13 protein-coding genes are annotated in these 15,154 nt (G+C 61.7%); 5 read left to right on the top strand and 8 right to left on the bottom strand.

Features of this window, described 5'->3' with window-relative positions; genetic code table 11:
* Positions 1 to 21 precede the first annotated feature (21 nt).
* Entirely contained in the window at positions 22 to 306 is a 285-nt protein-coding gene (paaB, locus tag ACNOHI_RS19370; RefSeq protein WP_420476340.1) for a 1,2-phenylacetyl-CoA epoxidase subunit PaaB, read from the bottom strand.
* Between the two features lie 12 nt (positions 307 to 318).
* Positions 319 to 1,320, bottom strand: coding sequence for a 1,2-phenylacetyl-CoA epoxidase subunit PaaA (gene paaA / locus ACNOHI_RS19365; RefSeq protein WP_420476339.1), 1,002 nt, complete (start codon positions 1,318 to 1,320; stop codon positions 319 to 321).
* Positions 1,321 to 1,493: 173 nt separating this feature from the next.
* On the opposite strand from paaA, the gene paaX reads away from it, so the two are divergent.
* Complete coding sequence (gene paaX, locus ACNOHI_RS19360) at positions 1,494 to 2,483, top strand: phenylacetic acid degradation operon negative regulatory protein PaaX (RefSeq protein WP_420476338.1); 990 nt, start codon at positions 1,494 to 1,496, stop codon at positions 2,481 to 2,483.
* Between the two features lie 91 nt (positions 2,484 to 2,574).
* Positions 2,575 to 3,552 carry a helix-turn-helix transcriptional regulator gene (locus tag ACNOHI_RS19355; protein WP_420476337.1) on the top strand — a complete coding sequence of 326 codons (978 nt, stop codon included), beginning with the start codon at positions 2,575 to 2,577 and terminating at the stop codon, positions 3,550 to 3,552.
* 51 nt (positions 3,553 to 3,603) lie between these two features.
* On the opposite strand, the gene ACNOHI_RS19350 is transcribed toward ACNOHI_RS19355, so the two are convergent.
* From ACNOHI_RS19350 to ACNOHI_RS19325, 6 genes are all read right to left on the bottom strand, one after another.
* A complete protein-coding gene (locus tag ACNOHI_RS19350; RefSeq protein ID WP_420476336.1) occupies positions 3,604 to 5,991 on the bottom strand; it encodes an efflux RND transporter permease subunit in 2,388 nt (795 codons plus the stop codon).
* Positions 5,988 to 7,223 (bottom strand): WD40/YVTN/BNR-like repeat-containing protein, encoded by a 1,236-nt coding sequence (locus tag ACNOHI_RS19345; protein WP_420476335.1) that lies wholly within the window; start codon positions 7,221 to 7,223, stop codon positions 5,988 to 5,990. Before ACNOHI_RS19345 ends, ACNOHI_RS19350 begins: the two co-directional genes overlap by 4 nt.
* 17 nt (positions 7,224 to 7,240) lie before the next feature.
* On the bottom strand, positions 7,241 to 8,596 hold the full coding sequence (locus ACNOHI_RS19340) for a DUF1329 domain-containing protein (protein ID WP_420476334.1): 1,356 nt from the start codon (positions 8,594 to 8,596) through the stop codon (positions 7,241 to 7,243).
* Positions 8,597 to 8,616: 20 nt separating this feature from the next.
* Positions 8,617 to 10,494 (bottom strand): DUF1302 domain-containing protein, encoded by a 1,878-nt coding sequence (locus ACNOHI_RS19335; protein ID WP_420476333.1) that lies wholly within the window; start codon positions 10,492 to 10,494, stop codon positions 8,617 to 8,619.
* 34 nt (positions 10,495 to 10,528) lie between these two features.
* The gene (locus tag ACNOHI_RS19330; RefSeq protein WP_420476332.1) at positions 10,529 to 11,017 is read right to left on the bottom strand and encodes a 2,4'-dihydroxyacetophenone dioxygenase family protein; all 489 of its coding nucleotides are present in this window, start codon (positions 11,015 to 11,017) and stop codon (positions 10,529 to 10,531) included.
* Positions 11,018 to 11,314: 297 nt separating this feature from the next.
* Positions 11,315 to 11,842, bottom strand: a complete 528-nt coding sequence (locus ACNOHI_RS19325; RefSeq protein WP_420476331.1) for a cupin domain-containing protein — start codon at positions 11,840 to 11,842, stop codon at positions 11,315 to 11,317.
* A 248-nt stretch (positions 11,843 to 12,090) separates the two neighbouring features.
* On the opposite strand from ACNOHI_RS19325, the gene ACNOHI_RS19320 reads away from it, so the two are divergent.
* The 3 genes from ACNOHI_RS19320 to ACNOHI_RS19310 are packed head-to-tail and all read left to right on the top strand — an operon-like array spanning position 12,091 to position 15,150.
* Positions 12,091 to 13,893, top strand: a complete 1,803-nt coding sequence (locus ACNOHI_RS19320) for an NAD(P)H-dependent oxidoreductase subunit E (protein ID WP_420476330.1) — start codon at positions 12,091 to 12,093, stop codon at positions 13,891 to 13,893.
* Positions 13,886 to 14,602 (top strand): 2Fe-2S iron-sulfur cluster-binding protein, encoded by a 717-nt coding sequence (locus ACNOHI_RS19315; protein WP_420476329.1) that lies wholly within the window; start codon positions 13,886 to 13,888, stop codon positions 14,600 to 14,602. The genes ACNOHI_RS19320 and ACNOHI_RS19315 overlap by 8 nt, the downstream gene beginning before the upstream one ends.
* Positions 14,599 to 15,150 carry an NADP oxidoreductase gene (locus ACNOHI_RS19310; protein ID WP_420476328.1) on the top strand — a complete coding sequence of 184 codons (552 nt, stop codon included), beginning with the start codon at positions 14,599 to 14,601 and terminating at the stop codon, positions 15,148 to 15,150. The genes ACNOHI_RS19315 and ACNOHI_RS19310 overlap by 4 nt, the downstream gene beginning before the upstream one ends.
* The last annotated feature ends 4 nt before the right edge of the window (positions 15,151 to 15,154 follow it).

The following is a 15,154-nucleotide window of genomic DNA, read 5'->3' as shown; positions in this document are numbered from 1 at the left end:
GCTGTTTCTCCCCGGCGTCGATTACAGGTTCCGCACTTCGTCGGGCAAGGGGAAGAAAGTGGGATGCCGGTACACCTTGCTGTTCGACGGCTCGAACAGCAGCCCCTTGTCTCCGGGACTGCTGGCGGTGATATCGACGGCGCGCACTGCCCAGATGCTCACGCCTTCGTTACGCCGGGTGTAGACGTCGCGCGCATGGTTGATCGCCATTTCGCCATCCGTCGCGTGCAGGCTGCCGACATGCTTGTGCGCCAGACCGTGCTGGCTGCGAATGAAAATTTCCCAGAGGGGCCACTTGGTATCCACGAGATCTCCTGCTCAGGCCGGGTTGTGCGACCGATGCTTATCGTCGGCGTGCTTGGCGGAGTAGGCCACGAGCGCCTCGCGGAACCAGGCCCCATCCTCATAGGCCTTCACCCGCGTCCGAAGGCGATGCCGGTTGCATGGACCGTCCCCGCGCAGTACGCGATAAAACTCGTCCCAGTCGGGGATGCCGAAATCGAAGTGCTGCCGCTCGGCGTTCCATTTCAGATCGGGATCGGGAATGCTCAGGCCGAGGAACTCGGCTTGCGGCACCGTCTGATCGACCATCTTCTGCCGCAGCGCATCGTTGGAAAACAGCTTGATGCGCCAGGCCGCGGACTGGGCGCTGTTGACCGACTCGGCATCCGACGGACCGAACATCATCAGCGCCGGCCACCACCAGCGGTTCAGCGCGTCCTGCGCCATCTGCTTCTGCGCGGGCGTGCCCCGGCAGAGCGAAAGCATGATGTCGTACCCCTGCCGTGCATGGAACGATTCCTCCTTGCAGACACGGATCATTGCCCGCGCGTAGGGCCCGAAAGAGCAGCGGCACAAGGGGATCTGGTTGACGATAGCCGCGCCATCGACCAGCCATCCGATTGCCCCCACGTCGGCCCAAGTAAGCGTCGGATAATTGAAGATGCTCGAGTACCGCGCCTTGCCGGCATGCAAGTCCTCCACCAACGCCTCCCGCGACACGCCGAGGGTCTCCGCCGCCGAATACAGATAGAGTCCGTGGCCGGCTTCGTCCTGGATCTTGGCCAGAAGGATGGCCTTGCGCCGCAACGTCGGCGCGCGCGTCACCCAGTTCCCCTCCGGCAACTGGCCGACGATCTCGGAGTGGGCGTGCTGGGATATCTGGCGAATGAGCGTCTTGCGGTACGCCGCCGGCATCCAATCCTTCGGCTCGATCTTCACGCCCGCATCGATACGCTGCTGAAATGCGCGCTCCTCGGGCGCCATCTCCTCCGCGGAACGCAGCGCCTTGACGCCGGTTTCAACCAACTGTGCGTACACGAAAGTCTCCTTTGTTCATTCAACCGTTTTCTTATCCGGCCAACCTTGAATTCCATTGATTCGATAATATGATACGTATTCATGAATGTAAACGCGCGTTCGTGTATCATATTATTCAAATCGTATCGCTTTTTTCGGTAAATCACGATCAACTCAATGCCACACGCACTTTCATGACAAAGAAAAGCAGCACATTGAAAAAATGGATCGACGCCTACCTGGCCAGCGATCCGCCGCGCGCGAAGTCGCTGGTCATGACGCTGTTCGGCGACGTCATCACGCCGCATGGAGGCAAGGTCTGGCTCGGCAGCCTGATCGACCTTCTCGCACCGTTCGGGATCAATGACCGCCTGGTGCGCACGAGCGTTTTCCGGCTCGCGGAAGAAGGCTGGCTGGATGCGCAGCGCGAAGGCCGGCGCAGCCAATACGCGCTCAACCCGAAATCGGCGCCGCGGTTCGAGCGTGCCTATGAGCGCATCTATGCCCCGTCGTTCCAGTCCTGGGATGGAAAATGGACCCTGCTGATGGCGAACTCGGCATCCCTCACGACAGAGCAGCGGTCGAGCCTGCGCCGGGAACTGGTGTGGCAGGGCTATGCGATGGTTGCCCCGATGGTGTTCGCTCATCCCGGGCGCGACGACGAGCCGCTCAATGAAATCCTGCACCGCGTGGGCGTGACGGGTGACGTCTATGTATGCCGGGCACAGGATGCGGGCCTGCCGTCGGGACGTCCGACTGATGCCATGGTGAATGAATACTGGGATCTGGCGCCGGCAATCGCGGACTATGCGCATTTCATCGCGCGCTTCTCGCCATTGACGGACCTGCTGGCGGGCAGGGGCGGCATCGAACCGGAGCAAGCCTTCGCTATACGCATTCTCGTCACGCATGCTTTCCGCCGCGTGACGCTGCACGATCCGCAGCTTCCGCTGGTCCTGCTTCCCAAGGACTGGCCGGGCAAGACCGCGTATGAACTGTGCTGCGCCGTGTACAAGGCGACCTGCGTCCTCGCCGAACAGTACATCGACGATACGTTGAAGCGCGAAGATGACGTCGCACCGAGTGCAGCATCGTATTTTTATCAGCGCTTCGGCGGCTTGCCACGCGGTTGCCAAAAATCGTCCGAAACTGAAACAACCTGTCTTGAAGGCCTTGAAAAATGAACTAAAGTGACAAGAATAGGTGCCATCCAACAAGAAAAATCATGCCTGCCGGCACCACATCCATCAAAAACAAGAAATTAGGAGACTTTGCATGGCATCCCTCTTGGCGACCCCGCAAATCATCGGGGACGCAACGCAGTCGGCACCCGACTACGTCATCAGCAGTTATACCGGTTCCGTTGTCGGCGCCCGCTTCAACTTCGGTCCGTGCATTGCGCATCCGCGCAAAACGACCGAGCACGTCCTGAGCTATCACATCTCGGGCAATACCGACGTGGAGCGCTTGCGCGCAGGCCGCGTCACCGGATCCCGGTCCAAGGTCGGCAGCGTCACCTTCATACCGGCCAACCAGGAATGCGACTGGCTCCTGCGCGGCAAGACCCAGGTCTTGCACCTGTATTTTCCGGACAGCGCGCTGGGCGCCTTCTCGGCGGATGCGCACGACGCCCGGGAACCCCTGGGTATCACCGACTTCTTCTCTGTCATCGATCCCTGGCTGGACGGATTTTTCAGGATGCTCGTCACCGAGTCGGCGTCATCCTCCGACTCCGGCACCCACATGGAGACGCTGCTGGTCGACCAGATGCAAAGCCTGGTGATCCGCCACCTCGTCAAGAACTACTCGAAAAAGAAGAGCGATCCGGACCTGCTCGCCATGCGCGCAGTGGGCCGCCTCCGCCCCTCCGTGCTCAAGAAGATCGAGCAGATGATCCATGACAGGCTCGCCGACGACATCTGCCTCAAGGACCTGTCCGACCTGGCATGCATGTCCAAGAGCCATTTCCTGTCGGCCTTCCGGGAAACGATCGGGCAGACGCCCTATGACTATGTGCTCGCCACACGGATGGAGCGTGCGCGAAGCCTGCTGCGCGACCAGCCGCAACTCCCGATCGGGGACATTGCCCGCCTGACGGGCTTCAAGAACCTGGCGCACTTTTCCACCACCTTCCGGCGTCACACATCGTTGACGCCCTCCGCTTACCGCGGACAATCCGTCCCCCTCGTCGGCAACGTTGTCGATCTTGCAGAGCCGGCCGCCGTCATTGACGCGACGAAAAACTGCCTCTGAAATGCATGAGGGGCTGCCAAGGCAGCCCCTTTTTCTTGAGTCACCCGACGATCAGGCGGGGACGCCAGCCAGTGCGGGCCTGCGCACGAGGATGAGACGCGCCAGCGCCGGCAGCAGGACGAGCGCTCCCACCATGTTCCACAGGAACATGAATGTCAGCAGCAAGCCCATGTCGGCCTGGAACTTGATCTCCGAACCGATCCACGTCAGCACGCCAACCGCCAGCGTCAGCCCGGTGAAGGCGACCGCCCGCCCCGTCGTCATAAGCGTCCTGGCATAGGCTTCGCTGAACTCGTATCCCTGCTCCATGTACTGCTGCAGCCGGTTGTAGATGTAGATGCCGTAGTCGACCCCGATGCCGACGCCCAATGCGATCACCGGCAAGGTCGCCACCTTCACCCCAAGCCCCATGCGCGCCATGATCGCTTCGCACAGCACCGACGTGATGTACAGCGGAACGATAATGCAGACCATGACCTTGAATGAGCGGAATTCAAGCAGCAGCAGCAAGCCGACGATGCCATACACCAGCAGGAGCATGGTGCGTTCCGTTTCCTTGATCACCTCGTTCGTGGCCGCCTCGATGCCTGCGTTGCCGCCGGCGAGCACGAAGCGCACCTGTTCCGAGTCGTTGGTCCGGCTGAAGTCGCGTACCGCCTTCATGACCTCGGACAGGGTTTCCGCCTTGTGGTCGTTCAGGTAGACGATGAAGGGCGTCATTGCGCAATTGCTGCCGATATATTCCTTGGGCGTCTTGTTGAACGCGCTGCCCAGGGCGTACTTGTTGCGGCTGATGGCGTACCATTTCAGGTTGCCTTCGTTGTTGCCTGCCAGGACGCGGTAGGCAAAATCCGAAACGGACTGGGTGCGCTGCACCGACGGAATCTTCTCCAGCTCGGCGGCGAGCAGGTCCATGCCGGCCAGCACCTGGTAGTCGCGGCATCCCTGGGCCGGCGTCTTCGTCATGACCACCAGCATGTCGGTACTGGTCGCATAGTGCGTGACGAGATAGTCGACATCACGGTTGTAGCGCGAGTCCTTGCGCAGTTCCGGGGCGCCGGGATCCAGATCGCCGATGCGCAGGTCGCGGCTGGCGATGAAGCCGAATGCCAGGACTGCCGCACTGACGAGCACTACCGCAACCGCTGTCTTCGGCTCCGCGCAGCGGGCGACGGCGCGCCAAATGCCGGATACGCTGCTGCACTTGTTCCGTGCATGTGTGACGGCCGCCGGACTGACGCCCGTGTAGGACATGAGCACGGGAAGCAGGAACATCTTGGTGAAGATGATGACGGCCACGCCGATACTCGCGGCAATCGCCAGTTCCTTGATGACGCCCACGTCGATGATGAGCAGCGTGGCGAACCCCACGGCATCGCACAGCAGGGCAACCGTGCCGGCGACGAACAGCGTGCGGAACGACGCCTTGGCGGCCTCAATGCGTCCGGCGCCATTCGCCACCGCCAGCGCGGTCGCATTGATGTTCTGCACCGCATGGCTGATGCCGATGGCGAACGTGAGGAAGGGCACGAGTATCGAATAGGGATCGAGGCCATACCCCATCAGCGCGACACAGCCGAGCTGCCAGACCACCGCGACCAGGCAGCAGAAGATCGTGGTGGCGGTACTGCGGGCGCAGCGCGAATAGTAGTACAGCAAGCCAGCGGTCAGGAGCAGGGTCAGGCCGAAGAAACCGAGGATGGGTACCGCGCCGTCGATCAGCTCGCCGATCACTTTCGCGAAGCCGACGATGCGGATTTCGATGTCCGCGTTCTGGTATTTGCGTCGCACCTTTTCTTCCAGGTCTTTCGAGAACCTTGCGTAGTCCAGCGCCTCGCCGGTATCGGGATTGCGTTCGAGCAGCGGCACGAGGATCAATGCCGACTTGAAGTCGTTCGCCACCAGCGATCCCACCTCGCCCGACCGGTAGACGTTCAGCCGCAGCTGGTCCAGCGCCGCCATCGAACCGTCATAGCCCTGCGGAATGACGGGCCCGGCTTCGAAACCCTCTTCCGTTACCTCCCCCCACAGTACATTGGGCGTCCATACCGACCGCATCGCCGCTCGGTCCACGCCCGGAATGTAGAATATTTCGTCCGTGGCGCTCCGCAACACCTCCTGGAACTCCCGCGTGAAGATGTCGCCATTGCGGCTCTGCACGATCACGCGCACCACATTGCCCAGTCCGCGCAGCTCGCCCTCGTGCTTGAGGTAGTTGACGATGGCGGGATGACGGGTGGGAATCATCTTCTCGAAACTGGCGCTCGGCCGCAGCGACGACGCTTGCCACGCGAACAGAACGGTGAGCACGGAAAAGAGGATCAGCACGCCCTTCCGATGTTGAAACAGGAGGTGGGCCAGGAATTGTTCCAGTTGATGCAGCGGGCCGCCACCCGCGTCCTTCCCGGCCGTGTCGGCGGAATGCACAGGCTTGTTCATCGCTCTACTCCCTGTTGAATGACGCCGCCCCATCCGGCGAGCAGCACGCCGGTTTTCAATCTCGCCACGCTGGTCAACGGTCGCCCGCCGGCAGTTCGGGTGAAGGCAAATGAAGCACCCCCATCCTCGCTGCTGACAAGCGCACCGTTGTTCCCTGCGACCAGCACGCTGCCGCCGTCCAGCGCGGCGCCGCCGTACAGCGCGCTCTTGGTGTCGAGTTCAATCTGGGACCACGTGGCGCCGAAATCCTCGCTGCGGAACAGCACGCCGCCGAAGCCGAATGCCAGCACCCGCGTTTTCCCTTCATGCCGGCTGGTCAATAGTCCATAGATGCTTCCCTTGGTCAGGGAGGGCTGCTCGCGCCAGGTCTTGCCGCCATCGGCCGACCGCAGGATGGTGCCTTCCTCGCCCGCGATCAGGATGACGCCGTGCATCGGCGATGTAATCGTGTAGTAGTGGCGCTCGCCCGCATCGGGGAAGCGGTCGGACATCAGCGTCCAGGTCTTGCCGCCGTCCTGCGTGGAAAACGCCATGCCGAACGAACCGACCGCATATCCCTCGTTCTCATCCTTGAACCACGTTCCCAGGAGCGGACGCGACGGACCGAAGCGCGATGCGGACTCGATACCGGCCAGCGCATCCTCCGCCGCCTCCAGGGCATCGGCAAGCTCGCCCGAGGGCGCCTTTTGCCCATCCACCTTCTTGCGCAGCTGTTCCACGCGCTTTTCCGCATGCGCCAGCATCAGCTTGCCCGCGGCCACGCCATCGAACTGCCGCACCCAGGTCTGCCCGCTGTCGGCCGTGTGCAGGATGGCGCCGTCGTGGCCGACGGCCCATCCCTTGCTCTCGGTCGGGAATGCCAGGCCCGTGATCATCACCGACACCGGTACCGAGGCTTGCTTCCAGCTAGTTCCCTCGTCATCGGAGTAGATGATGGTCCCGCGCGCGCCGGCCGCAACGAGCCGCGACCCGGCCCGCGCAAGCGCATTCATGAGCTGCGCGGCGGCGCGCGGCGACTGCGGGGCCGGCGTTTCGAGCAGGTCGAACGGTTGCCCGCCCGCGGACGCCGTCGGGATGAGTTCCGGCGGCGTCTTGTTGGCGGCAGCCGAAGCGCCATCTCGCGTCCAAAGCATGCCGGCCGCCAGGATGCCTGCGCACCCCGCTGCAATCGCCCATCTGATACGAGGCGGAATAAGCGTATTGCGGGATGACGATGCGGCTGAATGAGTCATGACAGTCTCCTCGCGGGTCACTTGGTCCCGGCGCGGCGCAGCGCGTCAGGATCGAAGTCGTTGCGCCGTGCTTTCGCCGCGAAGCGCCACGGTTTCTCTTCGTTCGAGAAGCCGGCGACGAAGTAGCGGCCATCCTGCAGGTCGTACATGTTCTCGAACGCGTAATACGGCAGCGGCACGTCGTAGAACTGCATCATCTGTGCCTCGCCGACGCGCCAGAGCTGGCCGCGCCCGTCGTGCTGCTCCTTGACGGCGACGGTCCAGGAATCCTCATCGATGTAGAACACGCGCTTGCCGTAAATGTGGCGCGCGCCCGGCTTCAGCGTCGCCTCCACCACCCACACGCGGTGCAACTCGTAGCGAGCGAGGTTCTGCTCAATGTGGTTCCCCTTCAGCACATCCTTGGCCTTGAGGCTCTTGCTATGCAAAGCGTAGGCGTTGTACGGGATGTACATCTCCTTCTTCCCGACGAGCTTCCACTCGAAACGGTCGATCGGGCCGTTGTACATGTCGTAGTCGTCCTCCGTCCGCGTGCCCTCGGAGAAGCTGCCCGGCGAGTCGTAAATGATCTGCGGCGCACGACGCACCCGACGCAGGCCGGAGTTGTAGACCCAGGCAAGCCGGCTGTCCTTGGAAAAATCCAGCGGCTCATGGATCAGGACCACGTCGCCCGTCACGTCGGACGGCGCATACAGCCTGGCGAGGAAATAGAAAAAGCGGTTCTCGTCCGGCTTGTCCATGTTTTCGGGAAAGATCCAGCTTTCATCGATGCCGTAGGCATTGAAGGAGCCGTCTGGATTCACCGCGCCGATCAGGTGGCGGCGATCGATGCCGCCGGCGCGGTTCCGCACTTCATGATTCCAGATCGCCTCGGCGCCATTCTTCGGGATCGGGAACGGTACGGGAGAGGTTCCCCAGTTCGCGATCCCGGTGCCGCCGCCGGTCAGCTCCACCTTGTCCGCCTGCTTGCGGATCTTGTCGTAGGCGGCATCCGACAAGGCGGCCGTGCGGTGGGTCGGGTAGACCGGCATCTTGTAGGTGTTCGGATAGCGCTTGAGCATCGCGATATGCCCGGCCGAGAGATGTTCCTTGTACTGCTCCCAGTTTTGCGCGGTGATGGTGAAGAGCGGCTTTTCATTCGCGAACGGACTGGTGTGTCCCTTCGCAATGTCGAAGCCCGCGGGAGGCTTGGTGAGCCCGCCCTTCCATTCCGGAATGGTACCGGCCTTGTTGCCGGCGCGTTCCGCGCCGACCGGCGTCAGGTCCTTGTCGAGCCTTGCGATCTCATCGCTGTTCAACTTGGCGTGGACCTGTCCCGCCATGGCGCCTGCGAAGCACAGGATCGCCAGTGTATTTGCATGTATTTTGAACACGTTCGTCTCCATTGATTTTTTTAGAACGACACACTGAGGCTGGCGGCGAGGAAGTCCTTGTCGCGGTTGGTGTCCCAGCGCGAACGGTCAAGGAAATTGGTGTACGCCACGTCGAACGTCCAACGGCACCTGTCGATCAGCTTGGTGATGCTCGCGCCGATTCCCAGGGTCTTGCGGTCGTCGAGGAATGCGCCGTCGGCGGAATTGCCGCGCACGTCGTGTGACCAGAACACGCGCGGCTTGACCGTCCAGCCCGCCAGGGCGTTCGCGTATTCCAGCTCGCCAAGGAGCCGGTAGCCCCAGGCAAAGGGCGTGACGAAGCCGCTCTGGTCGCAGTTGCCGGGGTTGGTGCCGCCGGCCGTGTTTGCCGCCGCGCAGCCGGCCTGGGTGGAAAGCGCCGGGTTGGTGTACGTCGGCGACCATGCCGTGCCGAAGGTGAAGGCGCGGCCATAACGGACGCCGGAGGCCGGGTCAGACAATCCCCGCGTCCAGCTGAAGCCCACTTCTCCGACGGCCAGCAGCGACTGGGCGCCAAGGACACGGCTGAACACGTTGATCGCACCGAGCTGCAACTGCACCTTGTCCTTGCGGTCGTAACCCTGGATCAGGCCGCCAGCCGGGTTGTAGGCGCGCGATCCGACCAGCGGGCCTTGCGTGCCGCCTGAAATACCGAACTGCACGAGGTCGCCGCCATTGACCTGCACCGGCAAGTCCTTGGTATAGGACAGCTCTGCGCCCACCGACACGCCGCCGATGGTATTGGACAGGCTCAGGCCGATCGTCTTGATGTTCTCGGCCGAATAATCGATAGCGTACGAAAGCGGCGCCAACGTCCCGTACAGGGACGTGGGCGTGGACGGCTGGCTGGACAGGCTGAGATAAGGCACTCGTGTGTGCGTATTGAGGTAGTACAACCCGATGTCCGTTTGCGTCGTCGGTTCGACGTAGTGCATCGCGACGCCGTATTGCCCCATGTTCTTCGGCTTGCGATCCGCCAGGCGATCTGCGCGGAAGTTGAGTCCGCCGAACGCCGGAACGCCGTCGTAGAGTTCCTTGTCGGAGAACAGGTCGGGCCCGAACTGCGCGCCGCCGCAATTGATGACGTCCGCGGGAGAGAAGAACGTGCCGCAACCGTCAACGACCGTCTTCTTCCAGCGCAACTGGTAGAACGCTTCCAGGCTCAGGCCATCGGCCATCCCCAGGTTGGCGTACGCAAGCGGCACCGGCAGCAGGAGTTCCTTCACCTGGGCGCCGGCACGCCGCGCCGCGGGCACGTCGATGGGGTTGATGACATTGACGCCCTGGATAAAGATGCTCTCGCCCCAGTTCACGACCTGGTTGCCCAGTCGGAAATTGAGCTTGTTGGTGTCGCCTACATCCCATGTGCCATACACAAATGCATCGAGCAAGTCCACACCCTGGAACTTGGCGACCTTGTCGAAATTCCGGTCGTCCAGCTTGCCCGGGACATAAGCGGTATCGAAGCTGCCATGAGGAACGGACTTGTTGGCCAGCGTGTAGTCATACCACGCCTTCGCACGCACAAGGGCGCCGACGTTCTTGTATCGCAGGTCCACATCGCCGACCATCTTGAGCGCCGTGGAGAACACGTCATGCTTGCCGAAGTTCAGGTCGCCGTCATCGGTGGTGCCGCCTCCGTTGCCGGCGACGCCGCCGTTATGGTTGGCGTTACCCGCCGACGTCAGGGCCGGATCGCGTCCCTGCATGCGGACGTTGGTGCCCAGGCTGCTGGAGAAACTCCATGTGCCTTCGATGCCCTCCCCGAGCGTGAAGTCCCCGGCATGCGCCGGACTCCATGCAGCGGCTGAACATACGGCTGCCACAGCGGCAGCGATCCGACCCCTTGCAACCCCGCGCCCCTCTATTCTCGTTCTCATGGCTCCTCCTCCTCTCGTGGGTTGTCTGTTTTTCTTATCCGACCTTGCCGACTTCGATAACGTGGGCATGCACGTTGTTCTCGCGGGCGATCTGCATCATCATCGTGGCGTCGATCGCGAAGTTCGGATTGCCGTTGTCATCCAGGCCAACGTTCGGACCGTGGACGATGGCGAACATCACGCATCCGTGCGTCGAGTACGGCTCGTGCGTAATGCCGCCCGCTTCGTACGTGTAGTCGCCCGCCATGCCCTGGTCGTCTTCGTCGTAATAGAAGCCACCTTCCAGGATGTATGCCTCCGCTGCGCCGAGATGCCTGTGGACCGGCGCCCGGAAGTCCGGATCGATCTTGAGCAGCGTCGTGAATCCGCCGGTCTGGTAGTTGACGCAAAACAGCTTGAAGTAGGTGCCGGGCATCACCCAGGGTGTCCAGGGAACGTCCTTTTCGTTGCAGAAGTCTTTACCGGTGCGTGCGGAAAGCAAACGGTCGCTTTCGGATACTGCTGTCATGACGGGTGCATTCATCACTGTCTCCTCGAATTTATGATGTAAAGGCAAATCGCCTGATTAAATATTAGTCGCGCCATCAGGCGCTGGACTGCGCGCCGGGCGCATGTCCGGCATAAGAGAGAAATCGCGATTTTTTTGAAAACTGGATGCGGCCGGGAGATGACGCGCGGTCAGGCGGGCGATGCAGGAGCCAGGAGCAGGAAGCGAATCAACGATACGGGCGGACGCCGGGCGTACGATCAAGCACGGTGGCCGCCGCAAGGGAAGAGAGAAAGCAGAAATGAGGAAAGTGCCGACATCGGGGGTTCTGTACTAGATCTTGCCGACCTCCGCGACATGCTCGTGCGCGCGGTTTGCACGAGCGAGCTGCATCATGGTCGTGGCATCGACAGACAGAATCACTTGGCCACCCGGATCCAGCTCGACGCTCGGGCCGTGGGCCATGGCGAATAGTATGCAGCCATTTGCCGTGCGCGGCCTGTCCACGACACCACCGCCCTTATAGAAATAGTCGCCGGCGGTTCCCCGGTCGATTTCATTGCAGCGAATATCGCCCTCAAGCAGGAACGCCTCGCTTGCGCCGATATGCTTGTAAACCCGAGTGTCAGCACCGGGCTCGATTTTCAGCAGCATGGTAAATCCGCCGGTCTGGTAGTTGACGCAGAAAAGCTTGAAGCTGGTTCCCGGCATGACCCAAGGGGTCCAGGGAACCTGAACTTCATTGACGAAATCCTTGCCCGAACGGGGAGTCAGTTGTATGCCTCCCGGCGCCGCGGAGCGCCCTGCACTTGCCGTCATTGGTACCTCCATGGTTAAGCGATGAGGGAGCGTCGTCTTCATTCATCATATTCGCGGGGTTCGGACTGCACTGTTTGGCGCACGCAATTTTCGGCATATAGTGAAAGTGCAATAATTTTTTGAAACCCCGCGTCTGCCGAAAATGCCGGCATTTCAGCCATTTCACGTCCGAAACGGGATGTGGACAATCCTTATGCAAAGGCACTTTGGCTTGTTTGATCGAGTTCATTGACTTTCCTCCAATCGGGGCAGAAGCTTTCAGGCAGTCATTCATTCAAGGACCAGCAGACATGACCGATCCGCGCATTGGCGCCGGCAGCCCCCTGGGCGCCATCGTCGAACGCTACGGCGCCGACCCCAATTACCTGTTGCAGATATTGCGCGAAGTGCAGGAACAGCAAGGATGGATTTCGCCCGACGCGATCAGCACCCTTGAGGCTGCGATGGACGTTCCGCGGACGAAGATCGAGGCGGTCGCCGGCTTCTACTCCTTCCTGTACACCGAACCGGTCGGCAAGTACCGCGTGCTGTTCAGCGACAACATCACCGACCGCATGCTCGGCAACATGGCCCTGCTCGACCGCATGGCGGCGCATTTCGGGATCAAGCGCGGCGAGGTCTCGCAGGATGGGCTGGTCAGCATCGACACCACCTCATGCACCGGCATGTGCGACCAGGGTCCTGCCATGCTGGTCAACACGCGTGCCATTAGCCGCCTGACAGCGGAACGCATCGACCAGATCTGCGAACTGATCCGCAAGGAGGTACCCGTTGACCATTGGCCATGCGGATTTTTCCAGGTCACGGACAACATCCGGCGTGCGGACGTCCTGCTGAAAGATGGCTTCAAGCCCGGCGAAGCAATCGCTGCCGCGCTTGCCCTCGGCAGCGACGGCATGCTGGAACAGATCAAGGCATCGAACCTGCGCGGACGCGGCGGCGCGGGCTTCCATACCGGCCTGAAGTGGGAACTGTGCCGCAAGGCGGCCGGGACCGATCACTACGTCGTCTGCAACGCGGACGAAGGCGAACCGGGTACGTTCAAGGATCGGGTGCTGCTGACCTCTTGCGCCGACCAGGTGTTTGAAGGCATGACGATCTGTGCATCCGTCATCAACGCACGCCGCGGCTTCCTCTACCTGCGCGGTGAATACCGCTACCTGCTGGAACCGCTGAACGCGGTGCTTGCGCGTCGCCGCACCCAAGGCTTGCTTGGCAAAGCCATCCAGGGAAAACAGGGATTCGATTTCGACATCGAGATCCACCTTGGCGCAGGCGCCTATGTCTGCGGTGAGGAATCGGCGCTCATCGAATCGTTGGAAGGCAAGCGTGGCACGCCCCGCAACCGCCCGCCCTTCCCCGTCACCAGCGGCTATCTCAACCAGCCCACGGTGGTGAACAACGTCGAAACGCTGCTCAAGACGTGCATGATCGCGCGCAAGGGCGGCGAGTGGTACGCGAAGCTGGGAACGCCGAAATCGACCGGCACCAAGCTCCTGAGCATTTCCGGCGATTGCGACCGTCCGGGAATCTATGAATACGAATTCGGCGTCACGGTCGCGCAGGTCCTGGCCGATTGCGGCGCGTACAACGTGCAGGCGGTGCAGATCAGCGGCGCCGCCGGCGTTTGCATCGCACCGGATGAATTCGAGCGCAAGATTGCCTTCGAGGATATTCCGACCGCCGGTTCCTTCATGGTGTTCAACAACAGCCGCGACATGTTCGAAGTGGCGCGCAACTTCACGCACTTCTTCGCGCACGAAAGCTGCGGCTTCTGCACACCCTGTCGCGTCGGCACGTCGTTGCTTGTGAACATGATGGACAAGCTGGAAGCAGGCAAAGGCTCGCCGGCCGATTTCATGGAAATCAAGGACCTGAACAAGCACCTCTTCAAGCTCAGCCACTGCGGACTCGGCCATTCGGCATGCAACCCGGTACTGGAAACCATCGCCAAGTTCCGGCCAGCGTACGAGCGCCGGCTGGTGCACAAGAACTTCGTGCCCGCCTTCGATCTCGACGGCGCCCTTGCACCGGCGCGTCGCCTGACCCAGCGCGACGATGCCGCAGCCCATTTTGGTGAAGAACATGAGTGAACATTCATTTACCCTTGACGGGAAGATAATCCCGTTCACCCCCGGGCAGACCATCATCCAGGCAGCTATGGACGCCGGCCATTACCTTCCCTACCTGTGCTACCACCCGGACATGAAGGCGCACGGCTCGTGCAAGGTATGCACGGTCAAGGTCGGCGAACGCTTCATCGCGTCGTGCACCACGCTCGCGCAGGAGAGCCTCGTGGTCGAGAGCGATTCGGCGGTGCTGCATGAAGAGCGGCTGTCCCTGATCCAGATGCTCTTTGTCGAAGGCAACCACTTCTGCCCGTCGTGCGAAAAGAGCGGCAATTGCCAACTGCAGGCCACGGCCTACGACATGAAGATGATGACGCCGCATTACCCGCAGTTCTTCCCGAACCGCCCGGTCGACGCGTCCCATCCCGATTTCCTGCTCGACACCAACCGCTGCATCCTGTGCTCGCTGTGCGTGCGCGCCAGCCGGGACGTGGATGGAAAGAACATCTTCGGCCTGAGCGGTCGCGGCATCCATACCCGTCTGATCGTCAACTCCGCGTCGGGCAAGCTTGGCGACACGGAGTTCTCGGCCGACGACAAGGCTGCGAAAGTCTGTCCGGTGGGCGCCATCCTGCCCAAACGCAAGGGTTTTGCGGTGCCGATCGGCGAGCGCACCTATGATGAGAAGCCGATCAGCGTGTTCACCGCCATTGAACGAAAGGAAAAGACGTGACAGCCCCCGCCCCACCCAAGGTTCGCGTCGCCACGACGTCGCTGGCCGGATGTTTCGGCTGCCACATGTCCTTCCTGGACATCGACGAACGCCTCCTCCAGCTGATCGACCTGGTCGAGTTCGACCGTTCGCCGCTGACCGACATCAAGCATTGCGGACCGTGCGACATCGGCATCATCGAAGGCGGTCTCTGCAATGCGGAGAACGTGCATGTGCTGCGCGAGTTCCGCGCCAACTGCAAGACGCTGATTGCGATTGGCGCCTGCGCGATCAACGGCGGTCTTCCCGCGCAACGCAACGCGCTCCCGCTTGACGATGTCATGAACAAGGTCTATGTCGACCGCCGGGGCATGAGCAACTCCGGCATTCCCAACGATCCGGAACTGCCGCTGCTGCTCGACAAGGTGTATCCGCTGCATGAAGTCGTCCATGTGGATTACTCCATCCCCGGTTGCCCGCCCTCCGCCGACACCATCTGGAAGGTGCTGACCGACCTGCTGGGCGGACGCGAGCCCAACCTCGATTACCCGCTGATCCATTTCGATTGAGAAC

Origin of the sequence: Noviherbaspirillum sp. ST9 (assembly GCF_048799745.1) — a bacterium.
Classification (GTDB): Bacteria; Pseudomonadota; Gammaproteobacteria; order Burkholderiales; family Burkholderiaceae_D; genus Noviherbaspirillum.
The sequence above is the reverse complement of the archived record's forward strand: the minus strand, read 5'-3'. Positions and strand labels throughout refer to the sequence as shown.